The organism is Streptomyces sp. NPDC002580 (assembly GCF_042889485.1).
Taxonomy (GTDB): Bacteria; Actinomycetota; Actinomycetes; order Streptomycetales; family Streptomycetaceae; genus Streptomyces.
This window is the reverse complement of the sequence record NZ_JBIAQZ010000003.1, coordinates 167,980-185,431: the sequence shown is the minus strand read 5'-3', so window position 1 is coordinate 185,431 and position 17,452 is coordinate 167,980. Positions and strand designations below refer to the sequence as shown.

Annotated in this window: 16 protein-coding genes and 1 riboswitch; of the genes, 9 read left to right on the top strand and 7 right to left on the bottom strand. The window is 68.8% G+C overall.

Features of this window, described 5'->3' with window-relative positions; all coding sequences use genetic code 11:
- Positions 1-2: 2 nt before the first annotated feature.
- Positions 3-386: a phage holin family protein gene (locus tag ACFYW7_RS11770; RefSeq protein ID WP_389500729.1), complete on the bottom strand. Its 384-nt coding sequence runs from the start codon at positions 384-386 to the stop codon at positions 3-5.
- Between the two features lie 82 nt (positions 387-468).
- Between ACFYW7_RS11770 and ACFYW7_RS11765 the strand changes: the two genes are divergently transcribed.
- The 4 genes from ACFYW7_RS11765 (at position 469) to ACFYW7_RS11750 (ending at position 2,994) form a co-directional block, all read left to right on the top strand.
- Positions 469-786 (top strand): cupin domain-containing protein, encoded by a 318-nt coding sequence (locus ACFYW7_RS11765; protein WP_389501628.1) that lies wholly within the window; start codon positions 469-471, stop codon positions 784-786.
- A gap of 164 nt (positions 787-950) precedes the next feature.
- Positions 951-1,163 carry a DUF5326 family protein gene (locus tag ACFYW7_RS11760; protein WP_389500727.1) on the top strand — a complete coding sequence of 71 codons (213 nt, stop codon included), beginning with the start codon at positions 951-953 and terminating at the stop codon, positions 1,161-1,163.
- 534 nt (positions 1,164-1,697) lie between these two features.
- A complete protein-coding gene (locus tag ACFYW7_RS11755) occupies positions 1,698-2,456 on the top strand; it encodes an IclR family transcriptional regulator (RefSeq protein WP_389501625.1) in 759 nt (252 codons plus the stop codon).
- 100 nt (positions 2,457-2,556) lie between these two features.
- Complete coding sequence (locus tag ACFYW7_RS11750) at positions 2,557-2,994, top strand: SsgA family sporulation/cell division regulator (protein ID WP_389500725.1); 438 nt, start codon at positions 2,557-2,559, stop codon at positions 2,992-2,994.
- An 81-nt stretch (positions 2,995-3,075) separates the two neighbouring features.
- On the opposite strand, the gene ACFYW7_RS11745 is transcribed toward ACFYW7_RS11750, so the two are convergent.
- The gene (locus ACFYW7_RS11745; RefSeq protein WP_389500723.1) at positions 3,076-4,524 is read right to left on the bottom strand and encodes a YibE/F family protein; all 1,449 of its coding nucleotides are present in this window, start codon (positions 4,522-4,524) and stop codon (positions 3,076-3,078) included.
- 71 nt (positions 4,525-4,595) lie between these two features.
- A riboswitch (TPP riboswitch) is annotated at positions 4,596-4,752 on the top strand.
- On the opposite strand from ACFYW7_RS11745, the gene thiC reads away from it, so the two are divergent.
- Entirely contained in the window at positions 4,745-6,565 is a 1,821-nt protein-coding gene (gene thiC, locus ACFYW7_RS11740) for a phosphomethylpyrimidine synthase ThiC (RefSeq protein ID WP_389500721.1), read from the top strand. (Overlaps the previous riboswitch by 8 nt.)
- Positions 6,566-6,655: 90 nt before the next feature.
- On the opposite strand, the gene ACFYW7_RS11735 is transcribed toward thiC, so the two are convergent.
- Both ACFYW7_RS11735 and ACFYW7_RS11730 read right to left on the bottom strand, forming a co-directional pair.
- A complete protein-coding gene (locus ACFYW7_RS11735) occupies positions 6,656-7,051 on the bottom strand; it encodes a VOC family protein (RefSeq protein ID WP_389500719.1) in 396 nt (131 codons plus the stop codon).
- The gene (locus tag ACFYW7_RS11730) at positions 7,048-7,410 is read right to left on the bottom strand and encodes a DUF1801 domain-containing protein (protein ID WP_389500717.1); all 363 of its coding nucleotides are present in this window, start codon (positions 7,408-7,410) and stop codon (positions 7,048-7,050) included. Before ACFYW7_RS11730 ends, ACFYW7_RS11735 begins: the two co-directional genes overlap by 4 nt.
- A gap of 203 nt (positions 7,411-7,613) precedes the next feature.
- Here ACFYW7_RS11730 and ACFYW7_RS11725 point away from each other — a divergent pair, with 203 nt between their 5' ends.
- Together ACFYW7_RS11725 and ACFYW7_RS11720 are read left to right on the top strand one after the other, a co-directional pair.
- Positions 7,614-8,504, top strand: a complete 891-nt coding sequence (locus ACFYW7_RS11725) for a LysR family transcriptional regulator (protein ID WP_389500715.1) — start codon at positions 7,614-7,616, stop codon at positions 8,502-8,504.
- A gap of 257 nt (positions 8,505-8,761) precedes the next feature.
- Positions 8,762-10,306: a VWA domain-containing protein gene (locus ACFYW7_RS11720; protein WP_389500713.1), complete on the top strand. Its 1,545-nt coding sequence runs from the start codon at positions 8,762-8,764 to the stop codon at positions 10,304-10,306.
- A gap of 279 nt (positions 10,307-10,585) precedes the next feature.
- On the opposite strand, the gene ACFYW7_RS11715 is transcribed toward ACFYW7_RS11720, so the two are convergent.
- From ACFYW7_RS11715 to ACFYW7_RS11705, 3 genes are all read right to left on the bottom strand, one after another.
- The gene (locus ACFYW7_RS11715; RefSeq protein ID WP_389500711.1) at positions 10,586-11,449 is read right to left on the bottom strand and encodes a hypothetical protein; all 864 of its coding nucleotides are present in this window, start codon (positions 11,447-11,449) and stop codon (positions 10,586-10,588) included.
- Between the two features lie 180 nt (positions 11,450-11,629).
- On the bottom strand, positions 11,630-12,772 hold the full coding sequence (locus tag ACFYW7_RS11710; protein WP_389500709.1) for a metallophosphoesterase: 1,143 nt from the start codon (positions 12,770-12,772) through the stop codon (positions 11,630-11,632).
- Positions 12,773-12,973: 201 nt separating this feature from the next.
- Positions 12,974-14,086, bottom strand: a complete 1,113-nt coding sequence (locus ACFYW7_RS11705; protein ID WP_389500707.1) for a LacI family DNA-binding transcriptional regulator — start codon at positions 14,084-14,086, stop codon at positions 12,974-12,976.
- A 469-nt stretch (positions 14,087-14,555) separates the two neighbouring features.
- On the opposite strand from ACFYW7_RS11705, the gene hisC reads away from it, so the two are divergent.
- Together hisC and ACFYW7_RS11695 are read left to right on the top strand one after the other, a co-directional pair.
- On the top strand, positions 14,556-15,632 hold the full coding sequence (gene hisC, locus ACFYW7_RS11700) for a histidinol-phosphate transaminase (RefSeq protein WP_389500705.1): 1,077 nt from the start codon (positions 14,556-14,558) through the stop codon (positions 15,630-15,632).
- Between the two features lie 307 nt (positions 15,633-15,939).
- Positions 15,940-17,448 (top strand): cytochrome ubiquinol oxidase subunit I, encoded by a 1,509-nt coding sequence (locus ACFYW7_RS11695; RefSeq protein WP_389500703.1) that lies wholly within the window; start codon positions 15,940-15,942, stop codon positions 17,446-17,448.
- Positions 17,449-17,452 lie beyond the last annotated feature (4 nt).

Here is a 17,452-nt window from a genome sequence, read left to right as displayed (position 1 = left end):
CCTCAGTCGTTGTCGCCGTCGGGCAGGACGACATTGAGCGCCCAGGAGACGACGGAGATGATCAGGCCGCCCAGGACGGCGGTCCAGAAGCCGTCCACGTGGAAGCTCAGGTCGAGCTTGTCCGCGAGCCACGAGGTCAGCAGCAGCATCAAGGCGTTCACCACAAGGGTGATCAGGCCGAGGCTGAGGACGAAGAGCGGGAAGGTCAGTACCTTCACGATCGGCTTGACCAGGAAGTTGACCAGTCCGAAGACCAGTGCGACGACGAGGAGCGTGCCTATCTTCTTGCCCGTGCTGTCGCCCGTCAGGGTGATCTTGTCGAGCAGCCAGACGGCGACGGCCAGGGCCCCCGCGTTGGCGAGCGTCTTGACTACGAAATTCTTCATGTGTCTGATCGTGGCAGAAGAGATCGACTTCAAGACAGGGGCTGTGGACACGGCCTTGGGCGGACGAGAGCGGACGAGGGCGATGAAGGCATTCCGGCTGGACGAACTGGAGGCGGAACGCGCCGCCAACGATGGTGCCTACCTGCAGTTCCTGCGTGAGCGGAACATGTCGGTCGGCCTGTACGCGCTCGACGCGGGCGGGCTCGACCCGCAGAAGCCGCACGCCCAGGACGAGGTGTACTTCGTGGTGAGCGGGCGGGCGTCGATCACGGTGGGTCTGGAGACCACCCAGGTGGCGCGGGGCAGTGTCGTGTACGTACCCGCCGACGTCGCCCACAAGTTCCACCACATCACGGAGGATCTGCGGGTCCTGGTGATGTTCTCTCCGCCCGAGAGCTGACCCCCGTCTCAGGGTTCCCTAGGGGGACGGTCAGGGGAGGACAAGGGATGCGGGGTCACCGCACGGCACCCTGTCCGCCATAGCATCGGATACGAGACATCAGAGAACCCGGAATCAGTGTCCCGGTGTCGGGACCACGGGCGATGAGAGGTAAGGACAGGGCGATGCAGGAGATCTTCAACGGTATGCCGTGGTGGGTGAAGTGGGTCGCGGTGCCGGTCATCGCCCTGGTGGTGTTCGGGGGCCTCATAGCGAGCGTCGTCGGCTTCGTCATCGGTCTGCTCTTCAAGCTGCTCGTCTTCGTCGCGCTGGTCGGTGGGCTCATCTACATCGTCCGGAAGTTCATGTCGAGTTCGTCCTCGCGCAGCGACTGGTGAGGCGCGAGAGGGTGCGCGAGAGGTAACGGCGAAAGGGGAAAGGGAACCCAAGGTTCCCTCGGCCGAGGGAAGTTTTCCGGTGAGGCCGTCTGCCGGCGGCGGGCGACGGTTAAAGTCCGGAATTCGACGCGGGGCCGACCCCCGCGGGCAGCGCACAGCCCCCTCCCGTGTTTCCCCGCACGGGTGGTCCTCCTCGCGCTTCGGGAGTGCCCCTTGGCCACGGTTGACACCGCACCCGCACCATCCGTCGCTCCACCCTTCCGACGCTCGGGCACGCCCGCGTCGGCACGCGTTCCACCGGTCCAGCCACGTTCCTCGCCGGGTGAGCCGCCGCTTCCACGTACCGCGCCGGTTTCGCCCGGGGAACCGACACCGCCGCGCACTCCGACCGCGCAGGCTCCCGCCCGCCGCGGCCTGCCGGCGGCCGGGCTCACCGGACGCGCGGAGCCGTCGGTGGCCCGCGGTCAACGCTCCACGGTCCCCGGAGCCGCACGGCTCGTCCGCGCCTCTCCGGCGGAGCCCGAGGCGGCCTCCCTGGATGCTCACCCCACCACGCTGATCGGCTCGGTGCAGCGCGCGATGCGACTGCTGGAGGCCGTCGCCTCACGGGAGCAGGGCGCACCGGCCAAGCAGCTCGCCCGGGAGGCCGGGCTCGCGCTGCCGACCGCGTACCACCTGCTGCGCACCCTCGTCCACGAGGGCTACCTGCGCCGTGACCGGGGCCTGTTCTTCCTCGGCGAGGCCGCCGAGCGGCTCAGCAGCAGCGGAGCCCGGCAAAAACGTCGCAGCACGGTGAGCGACATGCTCGGGCAGTGGCGCGACGCGATCGGGGCCCCCGTGTACTACGCGATCTACCGTGAGGGCGAGATCGAGGTCATGTGCGTCGCCGACTCCCCGGCGAACCCCGCGGTCGTGGAATGGGCCGACTTCCGTGAGACCGGGCACGCCCATGCGATCGGCCAGTGCCTGCTGTCCCAGCTGGACGAGAAGTCCCGGCGCGAGCACCTCGACCGCTACCCGGTGAAGTCGATCACCCCTTACACGGTGCGTGACAAGGACCGACTTCTGAGACGTCTGGAACGGACGGGGCGGATGGAACCGGTGGTCGAGCGCCAGGAGTACGCGCTCGGTACGGTCTGTGCCGCGATCCCGATCACAGCGGGCAGCACGGCCGCGACGATGGCCTTCTCCCTGCCCTCCCACCAGGTCGACCGACTGCTCCCCGCGGCGCGGAAGTTGCAGACCGAGATCGGCAGGCTGCTAGGGACACTCGCCATCTCTATCAGTATCTGAAAACTCACTCCTTGTGATCTGGTGTGCACGTTGAGCAAGATTTCCAGCAGTGTCAGGGGGATGATTCCTGGCCAGTAGAGGGCAAACGACGGGGTAGGCGATGCGCGAGTCGGTGCAGGCAGAGGTCATGATGAGCTTCCTCGTGTCCGAGGAGCTGTCTTTCCGCATTCCGGTGGAGCTGCGATACGAGACCTGTGATCCGTACGCCGTGCGGTTGACCTTCCACTTGCCCGGAGACGCGCCCGTGACCTGGGCGTTCGGGCGGGAACTGCTGATCGACGGGGTGGGCAGGCCCTGCGGCGACGGCGATGTCCACATCGCTCCGGCCGATCCGGAGACGTTCGGTGAGGTGCTGATCCGGCTTCAGGTCGGTGGAGACCATGCGCTGTTCAGGTCCGGTGCCGCGCCGCTCGTCGCGTTCCTCGACCGTACGGACAAGTTGGTGCCGCTCGGCCAGGAGCGCTCCCTCGCGGGTTTCGACACATCCCTCGACGAAGCGCTCGACCGCATCCTGGCGGAGGAGCAGAGCGCGGGATGAAACCCCGCCGTCCCCGAGCGGAGTAACGCTTCCTCACCGCGGCCTGAGCGCCGGACGGGTTCGGCGCTCCTGGTGGACGGTTCAGCGCTTGCGGCGGCGGCCCTTCCCGCTCCGCGCGGGAGTACCGGCTCCGACCGGCTCGACCGGACCGGCGACGGACCCCTCGCGGTCCGCGGCGACCACGAGGGCGGCCAGCGCGGTCGTCACCGGCACCGCGGCGACCAGGCCGATCGAGCCGACCAGGGTGCGCACGATCTCCTCCGCGACCAGTTCGCTGTTCGCGACGGTGCCCACGCTGCTCTGAGCGATCGAGAACAGCAGAAGCAGGGGCAGCGCGGCGCCGGCGTAGGCCAGGACGAGCGTGTTCACGACCGACGCGATGTGGTCGCGGCCGATACGGATGCCCGCGCGGTACAGGCCGCGCCGGCCCATAGTGGGATTGGCCTCGTGCAGTTCCCAGACCGCGGAGGTCTGGGTGACCGTCACATCGTCCAGCACGCCGAGCGAACCGATGATGACTCCGGCCAGCAGAAGACCGCTCATGTCGATGGACGGGTAGAGACCGTGGATCAGGCCGGTGCTGTCGTCGGTGTTGCCGGTCAGCACGGCCCAGTCGATGAAGACCGAGCCGAGGATGCCGATCAGCACGAGCGAGAGCAGGGTGCCGACCACCGCCACGGAGGTCCGGGCCGACAGGCCGTGACACATGTAGAGCGCGATCAGCATGATCGCGCTGGACCCGACGACGGCGACGATCAACGGGTTCGAGCCCTGCAGGATCGCGGGCAGGATGAAGAAGTTGAGGATCATGAAGCTGATGGCCAGGGCGATCAGCGCCATGACGCCGCGCATCCGGCCGACCACTACGACGACCACGGCGAAGATCCCCGCCAGCAGGGTCAGGGGCAGCTTCCGGTTCGCGTCCGTGACCGAGTACTGGAGGTCCTTGGGGGCGGAGGGCTCGTACGCGACGACGACCTTCTCGCCCTGTTCCAACTGCCGTGTCTGGTCCGGCTGAACGATCTCGGTGAACGTGCGGCCCTCGTCCTTGCCGGTGTCGATCCGGACCGTGGCCTTCTTGCAGTCACTCTTCGCCCGCTGTCGGGCGGAGGAACCCTCGGCGGTGGACGTGTCGCCCGCCGGGGCCTGCCCCGAGGCGTTCACCGACTTGCAGTCCACCTTGTCGATCTTTGTGACCGTCGCCTGCTGGGTCTGCCGGTCGAAGCCGACACCGGTCCGCTCGTGAGCGGGGGTTCCACCGGGCCAGAGCACCACGAGACCCACCGCGACCGCGGCCGCGAAGGGGATCAGTACCGCGGCGATGACCTTGCGCAGACGTTTGGAGACCGGCGCGGCGGGACCGTGACTGTGGCTGTGCCCGTGTCCACCGCCGGGAGCGGGGCTGTGCCCGTGACCGTCGCCCGCGTCCGGCCCGCGCCCCTCGCCGGAGCCATGTCCATGGCCGTCGTCGGAGCCACGCCGACGTGGCGGCTCGGAGGGGGGGAACGAGGGCTGCTGGGTTGTCGTCACCGAGCGATCATCGCAAGGAGGTCAAGGGCCCTCTGTTCACCGCGCCAGCCCGGAGGCTAGCGTAGAGCCACCTTTGCACACGCGGGAGCTCGGAGCACCGGGCTGAGAGGACGCTGACCTCCGTCTTCGCGATGTTTCACATGAAACATCGACGAACGGAATCCGCTGCGTCGACCGCTGAACCTGTTACCGGGTAATGCCGGCGTAGGGAGTAGGTCTCATGACCAACAAAGACATGCGCACGCCTGCCTCCAGTCAGACGGACGGAGCATCGTCACCGCCGCCCGGCGGGGAGACGGGGAGGTCCATCGGCTGGCACAAGGCGTACGTCGGGGGCACGCGCCCCGATCTGCGGGTGCCGGTCCGTCAGGTGCACCTCACCAACGGGCGCTCCGTGACGCTGTACGACACCTCCGGCCCGTACACCGATCCGGCCGTCGACACCGATGTACGCAGGGGCCTGATGCCGCTGCGTGAGAACTGGATCATCGCCCGCGGGGACACCGAGGAGTACGCGGGCCGTCCCGCCCGTCCCGAGGACGACGGGATCAAGCACACGGCCCCGCGCGGGGGACTGCGCAACCTCGACGCGGTGTTTCCCGGAAGGCCCCGCCAGCCGCGCCGGGGGCGCGCCGGGACGGCGGTCACCCAGCTCGCCTACGCGCGGCGTGGTGAGATCACTCCCGAGATGGAGTTCGTCGCGGTCCGGGAGAACGTGGACCCCGAAGTCGTGCGCCAGGAGATCGCCGCGGGCCGCGCGGTACTGCCCGCGAACGTCAATCACCCCGAGATCGAGCCGATGATCATCGGTAAACGGTTCCTGGTGAAGGTCAACGCCAACATCGGCAATTCCGCGGTCACCTCCTCCATCGAGGAGGAGGTCGACAAGATGGCGTGGGCCACCCGCTGGGGCGCCGACACGGTCATGGACCTGTCGACCGGCCGCAACATCCACACCACGCGCGAATGGGTGCTGCGCAACTCCCCGGTTCCCATCGGCACGGTGCCGCTCTACCAGGCGCTGGAGAAGGTCGACGGCCGAGCCGAGGAGCTGACCTGGGAGATCTACAAGGACACGGTCGTCGAGCAGGCCGAGCAGGGCGTGGACTACATGACGGTCCACGCGGGCGTGCGCCTGGCGTACGTGCCGCTCACGGCGAACCGCAAGACCGGCATCGTCTCGCGCGGTGGCTCGATCATGGCGGCCTGGTGCCTCGCGCATCACCAGGAGTCGTTCCTGTACGAGAACTTCGAGGAACTCTGCGAGATCCTCGCCGCGTACGACGTCACCTACTCGCTCGGCGACGGGCTGCGGCCGGGCTCCATCGCCGACGCTAACGACCCCGCACAGTTCGCTGAGTTGAGGACGCTCGGGGAACTCAACAAGGTCGCGAAGCGTTTTCACGTACAGACGATGATCGAAGGCCCGGGACATGTCCCGATGCACAAGATCAAGGAGAACATCGACCTTCAGCAGGAGATCTGTGATGAAGCTCCGTTCTATACGCTCGGTCCGCTGACGACGGACATCGCGCCGGCGTACGACCACATCACCTCCGGCATCGGTGCCGCGATGATCGCCTGGTGGGGCACGGCGATGCTCTGCTACGTCACGCCCAAGGAGCACCTGGGCCTCCCCGATCGTGACGACGTCAAGACCGGCGTCATCACCTACAAGATCGCCGCCCACGCGGCCGACCTCGCGAAGGGGCACCCAGGCGCGCAGGACTGGGACGACGCGCTGTCCGACGCCCGCTTCGAGTTCCGGTGGGAGGACCAGTTCAACCTGGCCCTCGATCCGGACACGGCACGGGAGTTCCACGACGAGACGCTGCCGGCCGAGCCCGCCAAGACGGCCCACTTCTGCTCCATGTGCGGGCCGAAGTTCTGCTCGATGAAGATCAGCCAGAGCATCAACGAGCGGTTCGGCGGTGACGCGGCCGAGGGTGCCTCCGCGGAGGAGATCTCCGAGGGCATGCTGCGGAAGTCCCGGGAGTTCGCGGAGGCGGGCAACCGCGTGTACCTGCCGTTGGCCGACTGAACCACTCCGCAGGGCGCGGTCCGGGTGCTGATCCTCCCGGACCGCCGCCCTCGGTCGGGCCATGGCCGGTCACGCCCCGGCCATGCCCGGTCAGGTACGGATGTCCTGCGGGTACCAGCGCAGTTCCACCGTGTTGCCGTCGGGATCCTGGACGTAGACCGAAGTGGCGGTGCCCCGTGCGCCGAAGCGTTCGACCGGGCCCTCGAGCACGGTGAAGGATCCCGACGCGATGACCTCGTCCCAGTCCAGCGGCTCCACGGTGAGACAGATGTGGTCCACGTTGGACTCTCCCCGGGCACTGCCCACCAGGTCGATGATGGTTTCCTCGGTGACCCTCACCGAGGGGAAGGGCGCCCGGCCGGCCCGCCACTCGGCAAGGCGTACGGGGGCCAGGCCGAGCGGTCCGGTGTAGAAGGCCACGGACCGCTCGACGTCCTCGACGTTGAGGACCAGGTGGTCGAAGGCCTTCACGCGCAGCGCGGTCATTTCGCCTCCAGGGCGACGGCGTGCCGGAGCCACTCGCTGAACAGCGCGGGATCGACGTCTTCGGAACGGCCGAGCTTCACGGAGGCCATCTGCCGGGCTCCGGCGACCAGTCGGCCCGATGGATCGGCCACCTCCTGGCCGCGCCAGAGGCCGAAGGTGACATGGGACGTGTAGGCCTTGAGCAGACAGACCGGGGTCCGACCGGGCCGGTCGCCGAGGCTCCAGGTGGGATGGCCGTGCCAGATCGCGCCGGAGCCGTCGGGGAGTACCGAGTCGATGACGGGCCGGAGCCTCTCGCCGATGTCGTGCGGCGGGCCGTCGAGCCCGTTCAGGTAGGAGGTGATGTCCACGGCGCTCATGTGGGTTCCGTTCGGGAGGTGGAGGGGCGATCGGCACCGAGCGCCGCAGTGCCGGGGCGTTCCGCGCGCTCGCGTGTACGAGGGGTTCGTCGATGTGGTGCCGAGGGGCCGGCCGGTCGCTTCCCACGATCCGCTGCGGGACGGTCGCCATCAAGACAGGATCGGGAGACGACCGTTGAGCCAGATTTAACGCCGGAGGTTTCATGCTGGAGAGACTGGAGATCGAGACGTTCCTGACGCTGGCCGAGGAATTGCATTTCGGCAGGACCGCCGAGCGGTTGCTGGTCACGACCGGGCGGGTCAGCCAGGTGATCAAGAAGCTCGAACGTACGGTGGGCAGTCCGCTGTTCGAACGTAACAGCCGTTCCGTCCGGCTCACCCGGATCGGCCGTGACCTGGCGGACGACCTGATACCGCTGGTCGCCGCGATGGAGACGGCGCTGCGGCGGGCGGTCGACGCGGGTCGCGGAGTCACAGGAGAGCTGCGGGTCGCCTTCCTCGGCGAGTGGACGGCACCGGCACTGCTCAGGGCGGTCGGACTGTTCGGCGAGCGGCACCCCGACTGCCGGGTCGACGTGCGGGAGGTACAGCTGTCCAACTCCCGGGCGAGTCTGGTGGACGGTTCGGTCGACATCCTCCTCGCCTCGTTCCCGTTCGACGGAATGGCCTGCGGGCCCGCGCTGCTGACGGAGAGACGGGTCCTGGCCGTGGCGGCCGGTCATCCGCTGGCCGGCGCGGACCGGGTGTCCGTCGAAGTGCTCGCGGAACACCCCGTGGTGCAGTACCCGGAGGTGACCTCGGTGGGTTTCAAGAAAGACCGCACTCCGGACCGCACGCCTTCGGGCAGGCCCGTTCCCAGGGGCCCGGTCGGCGGGTCGTTCTCCGAGATGCTGACCCTGGTCGCGATGGGCAAGGGCGTCCTCCCGGTCGGGGAGCACTCCCGGCGCTACTACCCCCGTCCCGACGTCGCCTACGTGCCCCTTCACGACGCGCGCCCGATCGAACGGGGACTGGTCTGGAAGGAGGGCAACACCACCGAGCGGGTTCGCGAGTTCGTGCGCGCCGCGACGGACGCGGCCTCGGACTTCCCTTGATGCCGCTGACGTCCTTGAGGCCTTCGAGGTCCTTGAGGATCTGAGCTTCGAGCAGGGTGTTGGATCCGGGAGCGCGGACCAGGCTTCCGGGAAACCAGCCAGGCCCACGGATCCGGCAGCCAGCCCCGGGGCCCGTGCTCGGACTGCTCGCAGGGGCGGTCGGTCCGACGTGGACGAGTGGGGACCGAGCGCCGCCCGACGGGGGTGTACGCGTCTCGGACGGTCCCTGCGCCGGGTTCTCTGGGCAGACTGGGCGTATGACAGCGACATCGATGAGCAAGGGCGCCAACCTTCCCGTCGCCGCGGAGGAGGTGCAGGTCGTGCTCGGCTGGTCCGGGGGTTCCGGTGCGCCGGACGCCGACGCCTCGGCTCTGCTGCTCCGTGCCGACGGACGGGTGCGGAACGACGGTGACTTCGTCTTCTACAACCAGCCGCGGCATGCCTCGGGTGCCGTGCGGCACCTGGGGAAGCGGACGGACGGCGGAGGGACGACGGACACCGTCGGAGTGGATCTGCGTGCGCTGGAACCGGACATCGAGCGGGTCGTCCTGGGCGCCTCCGCCGACGGCGGCACCTTCGGCCAGCTCTCGGGGCTGCGGCTGACGCTGCTCGACGCCGGGACCGGAAAAGAGCTGGCGCTCTTCGAGATGGAGGCCACGACGGAGACGGCGTTCATCGGGGGTGAGCTCTACCTGCGAGGCGGCGTGTGGAAGTTCCGCGCGGTGGGCCAGGGGTACGACTCAGGACTGGCGGGCCTCGCCACCGACTTCGGGATCAGTGTGGACGAGGAGCCGGGTGCCTCCGGAAGCACGGCCCCCGGCACGGTCCCCGGGGGCGCGGTGCCCGCGGCGGGTACCTTCGGAAGCGTCTCGTCCGGGGCGGCGGCCCCAGTACCGGCGCCCCCTGTTCCGCCCGCGCCCGTCGTTCCGCCGCCGCCCGCGATGACGCCTTGGCCGGCCCCGACGCCTCCGTCCGCCCCCACGTCCCCTTACGCACCGGTCCCCCCGTCGGTTCCGCCCGTCGGCTCCGCCCCCCGCCTCGTCAAGGGCGAGGACCGGTTGCCCGTGGACATGCGCAAGCGGCTCTCCCTGCGCAAGGAGCAGGTGGCCGTCAGTCTGCGCAAGCACGGGGCGGTGGATCTCACCGCCCGGGTCGTCCTGGTCCTGGACGCCTCCGGATCGATGTCGTTCCTGTACTCGAAGGGCGTGGTGGCCGATGTCGTGGAGCGGATGACCGCGGTGGCCGCCCAGCTGGACGACGACGGGGAGATGCAGGCGTGGACCTTCGCGTCGAACCCCGCCCGGCTGCCGGACCTCGCCGTGGGAGACCTGCCGGAGTGGCTGGAGCGTCATGTCCGAGTCGGTGAACTGACCCTGTTCCGGCGGAGCAGGAAGCCGCGGAAGGGGATGCTGCCGGGCCAGGTGGACATGCGGGCGGTCGGCATCCAGAACGAGGAGCAGAAGGTGATCGCCGAGGTCCGGGCGTACGTCCGCGAGCGACCGGCCGCCGATCCCACGCTGGTGCTCTTCTTCTCCGACGGTGGTGTCTACCGCAACAAGGAGATCGAGAAGGAGCTGATGGAGGCGGTGGACGAACCGATCTTCTGGCAGTTCGTGGGCCTGGGCCGTTCCAACTACGGCGTGCTGGAGCGGTTCGACACGCTGCCGGGCAGGCGCGTCGACAACGTCGGTTTCTTCGCGGTCGACGACATCGGCGACGTACCGGATCCGGAGCTCTACGACCGGCTGCTGTCCGAGTTCCCGTCGTGGGTGCGCGAGGCACGTCGGTCGGGCATCCTCTGAAACGCCGTCACCAGGGCAGGGACGCCGCCGCGAGGCCACGGACGGCGTCGGGGTCGGGGCACCCCGAGGCGGCACCCAGGGGCCCCTTCCCGGCCGTGCGGACCGTACGTGGCCCGTCACCGGCCCGTACCGGCTCAACTCCCGCAGCCGACTGCCCGGACGCGTGGCCACAGGACGTTCAGCCGCACAGACGCGTTGCCACACGGCGGAACGGCGGAACGGCCGTGCGGGCCCGCACGGTGGCGCGGGCCCCCGGACCCGGCGGTCGGTCCGACCGGGTCACTCGGGCTGGTGTTCCGGCCCCCCGAAGTCCGGGCTGGTGAAGTCGGGGCTGGAGAAGCTCGGCCGCGGGCCGGCGGCGGGTCCGCCGTCGGGGCTGGTGAACCCGGGCCGGTCGTATCCGAGATGGGGGATGCGGCTGGGCGCGGGTGCGGTCCGGCCCAGTGCGGCCGAGCCCGGATCGGCCAGGGCCTCCTGGAAGAACGGCAGAATGCCGCGCTCCAGCAGGGCATCGCGCCAGGCCTCCCTGGCCCGGGTGACCTGTTCGGACAGTTCGCCGCTCGTTCCGGCCTGGAGCGAGGAGGCGCCGTTGCGCAACGCGGTCAGCAGCAGTCCGGCCGCGGCGACCAGGATCGCGGCCGCCGTGACCGCGCCGAAGACCCATCCGGTGGTCAGAAGGGTCTGGGCGATGGCCGGCTCGGGGTCGAGCATCTTCAGGGCGTAGCCCACGAGCAGGAATATCGCCGCGGCCGTCCCGGCGAGGACGGGGGCGAGCACCGCGACGACGGCGACCGCGCCCGCCCCGGCTGTCTCGGTGACCTCCCCGACGGTGGTGGCGAGCCCCATCGCGGTCGTACCCGACTCCGCCGAGCCGACGTCCTCGTTCACGACCTGCGCGGACCGCGCCGGGCGGCGCAGTTCCTCGCGGGCCTTCACATAGCGCGCGTACTCGTCCGCCGCGGCCGTCGTGATGAGGACCGTGGCGCTGAGCGCCATGGTGCGCAGCTGTTCGAGGTTGAGCCGCTGACCGACAGCGGCGAGTTCCGGGCGGTGTGGTGCGGAGCGCAGCGCCTCATCGAGGATCCGCTCGTAATCCTGGCGGTCCTCGTTCAGCAGGTGCTGCGGAACGCTGTTCATCTGCATCCCCCGATGCTCCGTAGGGCTGGTGGCTCGCACGCTGACGAGCCGTCGGGCAGAAACGGAGGGGAGCCTGCTACGGATAAGCCGATGGTAGAGCGGCGACGGCACGCCGTGACAGGGGCTTTCCAGAAATTGCCCCCGGGCCGACGGGGTCGGCCCGGGGGACACCTGCCCGGCGAACGATCAGATATCCAGCGGAAGTTGTTGCACCAGCAGCTTTCCGGCCATGGTCACTCCGCCGTCCATGGCGATGGCCAGCCCGTCGGCGTAGAGGTGCGGCCCTTCGACCACCGGCCCCGCGCTGTCCTCGCCCTCCTCCGCGCCGACCTCGCCCAGCAGATACGGAATGGGGCTGTGACCATGGACGACGCGCGAACCGCCGTACACGCCGAGCAGTTCGTGGACGGCCTCCGCGCCGTCGTCGCGGAAGGCGAAGCGCTTGGTGAACTTGCGGAAGAGGTCCCAGCACTCGTCCGCGTCGTTGCGCGTGAGGGTTTCGCGGACGGTGTCGTTGACCGCCTCGATGGAGTCGCCGTAGTCGAGGTAGGCGGTGGTGTCGGAGTGCACCAGAAGGTGTCCGTCGACCAGCTCCATGGCGTCCAGGCGGGCCATCCACTGGAGATGGTGGTCCTGGAGACGGTCCATGTCGGTCTTCTGGCCGCCGTTGAGCAGCCAGGCGGCCTGGAAGGTGGCGGTGCCGGCGCCGGAGCTGACGGGGGTGTCGGAGAACCGTCTGGCGCCCAGCAGCAGCAGCTCGTGGTTGCCCATCAGCGCCTTGCAGTAGCCGCCGGCCGCGGCGGCCTCGGCGGACAGGCGCATCACGAGGTCGATCACGCCGATGCCGTCCGGGCCGCGGTCGGTGAAGTCGCCGAGGAACCACAGGCGTGACGTACCCGCCGACCAACTGCCCGCGGCGTCGATCAGGCCCTTCTCCTGGAGCGCGGCGACGAGCTGGTCGAGGTAGCCGTGCACGTCGCCGACGACGAACAGCGGACCGGGACCCGCGCCGGGCGCCGTGGCGGCCGCGAGGGCCGGGTCGACGACGACCTGCAGGGTGTCACCCCGATTGATGACCGGCAGATCGCGCTGCGTGGGGGTGTACCCCTCGGGATACTCCCCCGGGAACTTCTCCGGGGAGTCCATCGACGCGTACGGCGGGGACTCTCCCACCGCGTACCGGGCACTCTCCCCGACCGGTCCGGCGCTCTCGCCGTGAGGCGGGTTCTGCGCATACGGACCGGTCTCGTGGACGTACCCGGGAACCCGGAAGTCGCGCAACGTCGCCGTCCGCACCGCCTCGGGTCCCTGACCGGCCCCCTGAGTCATCGACCCCTCCACCACCATCGCGCCGCATCTGCACCGGTTCGGACTGCCTGGTCGCAGCGGCCCGCGGTGTCGTCCGCCCATCATAGGAATGCGGATCGCGCCATGTGATGACCCAGGGGTGGTGAATCGGAACAGGAGCCCGGTTCACCGAGGTTTTCGCCCGAATTGGGCGGGGCTCGCCCCGCTCCGTGGCTACGGGCGTCAACCCGATTCGGGCGATCGGGGCGGACTGACCGTCGTACGGGACGGGCGGCGCTGCGACGAGGTCCGCACGATCAGCTCCGTCGGTATCACCTGCTCGACCGGTTGGTCCGATTCGACCCCTTCGATCGCGTCGATCAGCAGCTGGACCACGGCCGTGCCGATTCTGCGCGGTTTGAGGGAGAGCGTCGTGACGGGCGGCTCGGTGTTGGCGTAGACCATGGACTCGCTGCAGCAGACGAGCAGCAGGTCCTCGGGTACGCGCAGACCGTAGCGGCGGGCCGCGGCCAGCAGGTCTGTGCCGTTCGGGTCGAAGAGGCCGTAGACGGCGTCCGGGCGGTCGGGCCGGGCGAGGAGCCGGTCGGCGGCGACGGCGCCCGCGCAGGGATCGTGCGCCGGATAGGCCTCGTACACCGGATCCTGGCCCACGCGTTCGCACCAGCGCAGGTAGGCGGTGGTGGAGAGGTGGGTGTACGTGTCCGTGGTGGTGCCGGTGAGGAGGCCGATGCGGCGCGCGCCCGCGGCGGCCAGGTGGTCGAGGATGCCGAGGACGGCGGCCTCGTGGTCGTTGTCCACCCAGGCGGTGACCGGGAGCGATCCCGCGGGGCGGCCGTCGGAGACCACCGGCAGCCCCTGGCGGACCAGTTCGCTGACGACCGGGTCGTGGTCGGACGGGTCGATGACCACCGTTCCGTCCAGGGCCACGTTCGACCACACGTCGTGGCGGGAGGTCGCGGGGAGGATGACGAGGGCGTATCCCCGGGCGAGCGCGGCCGAGGTCGCGGCTCTGGCCATCTCCGCGAAGTACGCGAACTCGGTGAAGGTGAAAGGTTCATCCCCGTACGTGGTCACGGTCAGGCCGATCAGGCCCGATCTGCCGGTACGGAGGGTTCTGGCCGCGGCCGACGGGCGATAGCCCAGCCGGTCGGCGACTTCGCGGACATGGCGTCGGGTGGCGTCCGGGAGCCGGCCCTTGCCGTTGAGGGCGTCGGACACGGTTGTGATGGAGACCCCTGCTGCCGCGGCCACGTCTCTGATGCCCGCCCGGCCCGGCCGACCGCCTCGGCGGGAGGTCTCCGCCCGGCTCACCTGGTGCTTCCCTGCTGCTGTCATGGCGAGCCGATAGTAGGGCTCATGCGGTGGGGTAGCGCGGACGCATATGCACACGTTGACAGGCACGTTTCTGCATGATCGAAACATGCTAACTTCCTTTGAAGTGAAGGTAGTTGAGCGATCCAATGCCAGGACGTGACTTGTCGACGCGCATGGGCCTGCCAAGTGGGCCATGTTTCGAAGAGGTCTCAACTCACCTGTACGGGGGATGCGCGCCACGGCGTGAGCCACCGGCGCATGTGGTGGCGGTCGCCGCGCCCCCCATTTCGTACGACTTCGTACGAGGGCGACCACGGGTCACGCGACACCGGGGGCCGGGACCAGGGTGCGGAAATGATCACCTGGCCGGACACGAGGTTGCGGTCCGTTGTCCACAGGCCATTCGCAGCGGCGCCGAATCCTCATAAGGTGAGGAGTATTGGTAGCCGGTGGTGGTCATGAGCCGCTGGTGGTCACGAGGAGGACTGCGGTGAGCGAGACCAACCCCAAGCTGCGTGCGGAGCTGGCGGGTATTCCCACCTACAAGCCCGGCAAGCCCGCCGCGGCCGGTGCGGTGGCGTACAAGCTGTCCTCCAATGAGAACCCGTATCCGCCGCTGCCCGGGGTCATCGAGAGCGTGACCGCGGCGACCGGTTCGTTCAACCGATACCCGGACATGGCGTGCACCGGGTTGATGAACGAGCTGGCGGACCGGTTCGGCGTCCCGGTGTCCCACCTGGCGACCGGCACCGGCTCGGTCGGCGTGGCGCAGTCGTTGCTGCAGGCCACGAGCGGCCCCGGCGACGAGGTCATCTACGCCTGGCGGTCCTTCGAGGCCTACCCGATCATCACGCAGATCAGCGGGGCGACCTCGGTGCGGGTGCCGCTGACCCAGGGCGAGGTGCACGACCTGGACGCGATGGCCGACGCCATCACCGACCGGACCCGGCTGATTTTCGTCTGTAACCCGAACAACCCCACCGGCACCGTGGTGCGCCGTGCGGAGCTGGAACGGTTCCTGGACCGCGTGCCGAGCGATGTGCTGGTCGTCCTGGACGAGGCGTACCGCGAGTTCATCCGTGACGTCGAGGTGCCGGACGGTGTGTCGATCTACCGCGACCGGCCCAACGTCTGTGTGCTGCGCACCTTCTCCAAGGCGTACGGACTCGCCGGCCTGCGGGTCGGTTTCGCGATCGCTCACGAGCCGGTGGCGGCGGCGCTGCGCAAGACGGCGGTGCCGTTCGGCGTGAGCCAGCTGGCCCAGGACGCCGCCGTGGCGAGCCTGCGCGCCGAGGACGCACTGCTCGGCCGTGTCGGCTCGCTGGTCTCCGAGCGCACCCGGGTGGTCGACACGCTGCGCGGTCAGGGCTGGACGGTGCCCGAGACGCAGGCCAACTTCGTGTGGCTGCGGCTGGGGGAGCGCACCCTCGACTTCGCCGCGCACTGCGAGCAGGCCGGTGTCGTCGTGCGTCCGTTCGCCGACGAGGGCGTTCGCGTCACCATCGGTGAGACCGAGGCGAACGACATCTTCCTGAAGGCGACCGAGGTGTTCCGCGAGGAGCTGTAGCCGTCCCGCCGAACGCCGGGCCCGGTTCTTCGGGACCGCGTCCGCCGAGCCGGGAAGGGCCCCCTGCACGTCCCACGTGCAGGGGGCCCTTCAGCGTGTGCGGCGGACGCCGCGGGGTCGACCGGTTCGAGGTCGGGGGCGGTGTGGCTGGATCGGACCCCCCACCCCTCACGCCTCGAACGGGCATGCGTCATAATTGCTTGTGAATGTGAACGCGTTCACAAGCGTGTCCTATTGCTCCCGTGATGTCTGTGACCAAGCGGGCAAACTGCCACTGTTACCACGGCGATGTAAGGAGACTGACGACGTGGAATTGGCTTTGGCGCCGGAGACATTGGCGCGATGGCAGTTCGGCATTATCACCGTCTACCACTTCTTCTTCGTCCCTCTGACCATCTCGCTCGCCGCGCTCGTCGCCGGCCTGCAGACGGCCTGGGTGCGAACGGAGAAACAGAAGTACCTCAAAGCCACCAAGTTCTGGGGCAAGCTCTTCCTGATCAACATCGCGATGGGCGTCGTCACCGGAATCGTGCAGGAGTTCCAGTTCGGTATGAACTGGTCCGCCTACTCCCGCTTCGTCGGTGACATCTTCGGCGCCCCGCTCGCCTTCGAGGCTCTGATCGCCTTCTTCTTCGAGTCCACCTTCATCGGGCTGTGGATCTTCGGCTGGGACAGGCTGCCCAAGAAGATCCACCTGGCCTGCATCTGGATGGTCTCCATCGGCACGATCCTGTCGGCGTACTTCATCCTCGCGGCCAACTCGTGGATGCAGCACCCCGTCGGCTACCGGATCAACAAGGCGAGGGGGCGCGCCGAACTCACCGACTTCTGGCACGTCCTGACGCAGAACACCGCGCTCGCCCAGGCGTTCCACACCCTCACGGCGGCCTTCCTGACGGGCGGCGCCTTCATGGTGGGCATCGCCGGGATTCATCTGGTCCGCAAGCGGCACGTGGCCGTCATGAAGACCTCGCTGCGGCTCGGCCTGGTCACGGTCGTCATCGCCGGCCTGCTCACGGCGATCAGCGGCGACACCCTCGGCAAGATCATGTTCAAGCAGCAGCCGATGAAGATGGCCGCCGCCGAGGCACTGTGGGACGGTCAGGAGGCCGCGCCGTTCTCGATCTTCGCGTACGGGGACGTCAGCAAGGGCCACAACACCGTGGAGCTGTCCATCCCCGGGATACTGTCCTTCCTCGCCGACGACGACTTCAACTCGTACGTTCCCGGCATCAACGACACCAACAAGGCCGAGCAGGAGAAGTACGGTCCCGGCGACTACCGCCCCATCATCCCGGTCACCTTCTGGGCGTTCCGCTGGATGATCGGCTTCGGGATGGCGTCCTTCCTGATCGGCATCGTCGGGCTCTGGCTGACCCGCAAGAAGTTCTTCCTGCCGCAGCATCTGAGGGTCGGTGAGGACGAGCCCCCGCATCTGGTCCTCTTCAAGAACAAGGCTCTCGGCCCGAAGCTCACCAAGTGGGGCTGGCGCATCGCCATCTGGACCCTGGCCTTCCCGCTGATCGCCAACTCCTGGGGCTGGATCTTCACCGAGATGGGCCGTCAGCCATGGGTCGTGTACGGCGTTCTGCAGACCCGGTTCGCGGTCTCGCCCACCGTCTCGCAGGGCGAGGTCATCACGTCGATGACCGTCTACTCGACGCTCTACGCGATCCTCGCCGTCGTCGAGGTCAAACTGCTCGCGAAGTACGTCAAGGCCGGACCCCCGGAACTCACCGAGTCCGACCTCAATCCGCCCACCAAGATCGGCGGCGACCCCGGCGACGCCGACAAGCCGATGGCCTTCTCCTACTAGGCTC

Excerpts from the sequence above, each read along its gene's own strand:
- ACFYW7_RS11770 (WP_389500729.1), bottom strand. The coding sequence starts at position 386 with ATGAAGAATTTCGTAGTCAAGACGCTCGCCAACGCGGGGGCCCTGGCC.
- ACFYW7_RS11765 (WP_389501628.1), top strand. The coding sequence starts at position 469 with ATGAAGGCATTCCGGCTGGACGAACTGGAGGCGGAACGCGCCGCCAAC.
- ACFYW7_RS11760 (WP_389500727.1), top strand. The coding sequence starts at position 951 with ATGCAGGAGATCTTCAACGGTATGCCGTGGTGGGTGAAGTGGGTCGCG.
- ACFYW7_RS11750 (WP_389500725.1), top strand. The coding sequence starts at position 2,557 with ATGCGCGAGTCGGTGCAGGCAGAGGTCATGATGAGCTTCCTCGTGTCC.
- thiC (WP_389500721.1), top strand. The coding sequence starts at position 4,745 with ATGACCAACAAAGACATGCGCACGCCTGCCTCCAGTCAGACGGACGGA.
- ACFYW7_RS11735 (WP_389500719.1), bottom strand. The coding sequence starts at position 7,051 with ATGACCGCGCTGCGCGTGAAGGCCTTCGACCACCTGGTCCTCAACGTC.
- ACFYW7_RS11730 (WP_389500717.1), bottom strand. The coding sequence starts at position 7,410 with ATGAGCGCCGTGGACATCACCTCCTACCTGAACGGGCTCGACGGCCCG.
- ACFYW7_RS11725 (WP_389500715.1), top strand. The coding sequence starts at position 7,614 with ATGCTGGAGAGACTGGAGATCGAGACGTTCCTGACGCTGGCCGAGGAA.
- ACFYW7_RS11720 (WP_389500713.1), top strand. The coding sequence starts at position 8,762 with ATGACAGCGACATCGATGAGCAAGGGCGCCAACCTTCCCGTCGCCGCG.
- ACFYW7_RS11715 (WP_389500711.1), bottom strand. The coding sequence starts at position 11,449 with ATGCAGATGAACAGCGTTCCGCAGCACCTGCTGAACGAGGACCGCCAG.
- ACFYW7_RS11710 (WP_389500709.1), bottom strand. The coding sequence starts at position 12,772 with ATGACTCAGGGGGCCGGTCAGGGACCCGAGGCGGTGCGGACGGCGACG.
- ACFYW7_RS11705 (WP_389500707.1), bottom strand. The coding sequence starts at position 14,086 with ATGACAGCAGCAGGGAAGCACCAGGTGAGCCGGGCGGAGACCTCCCGC.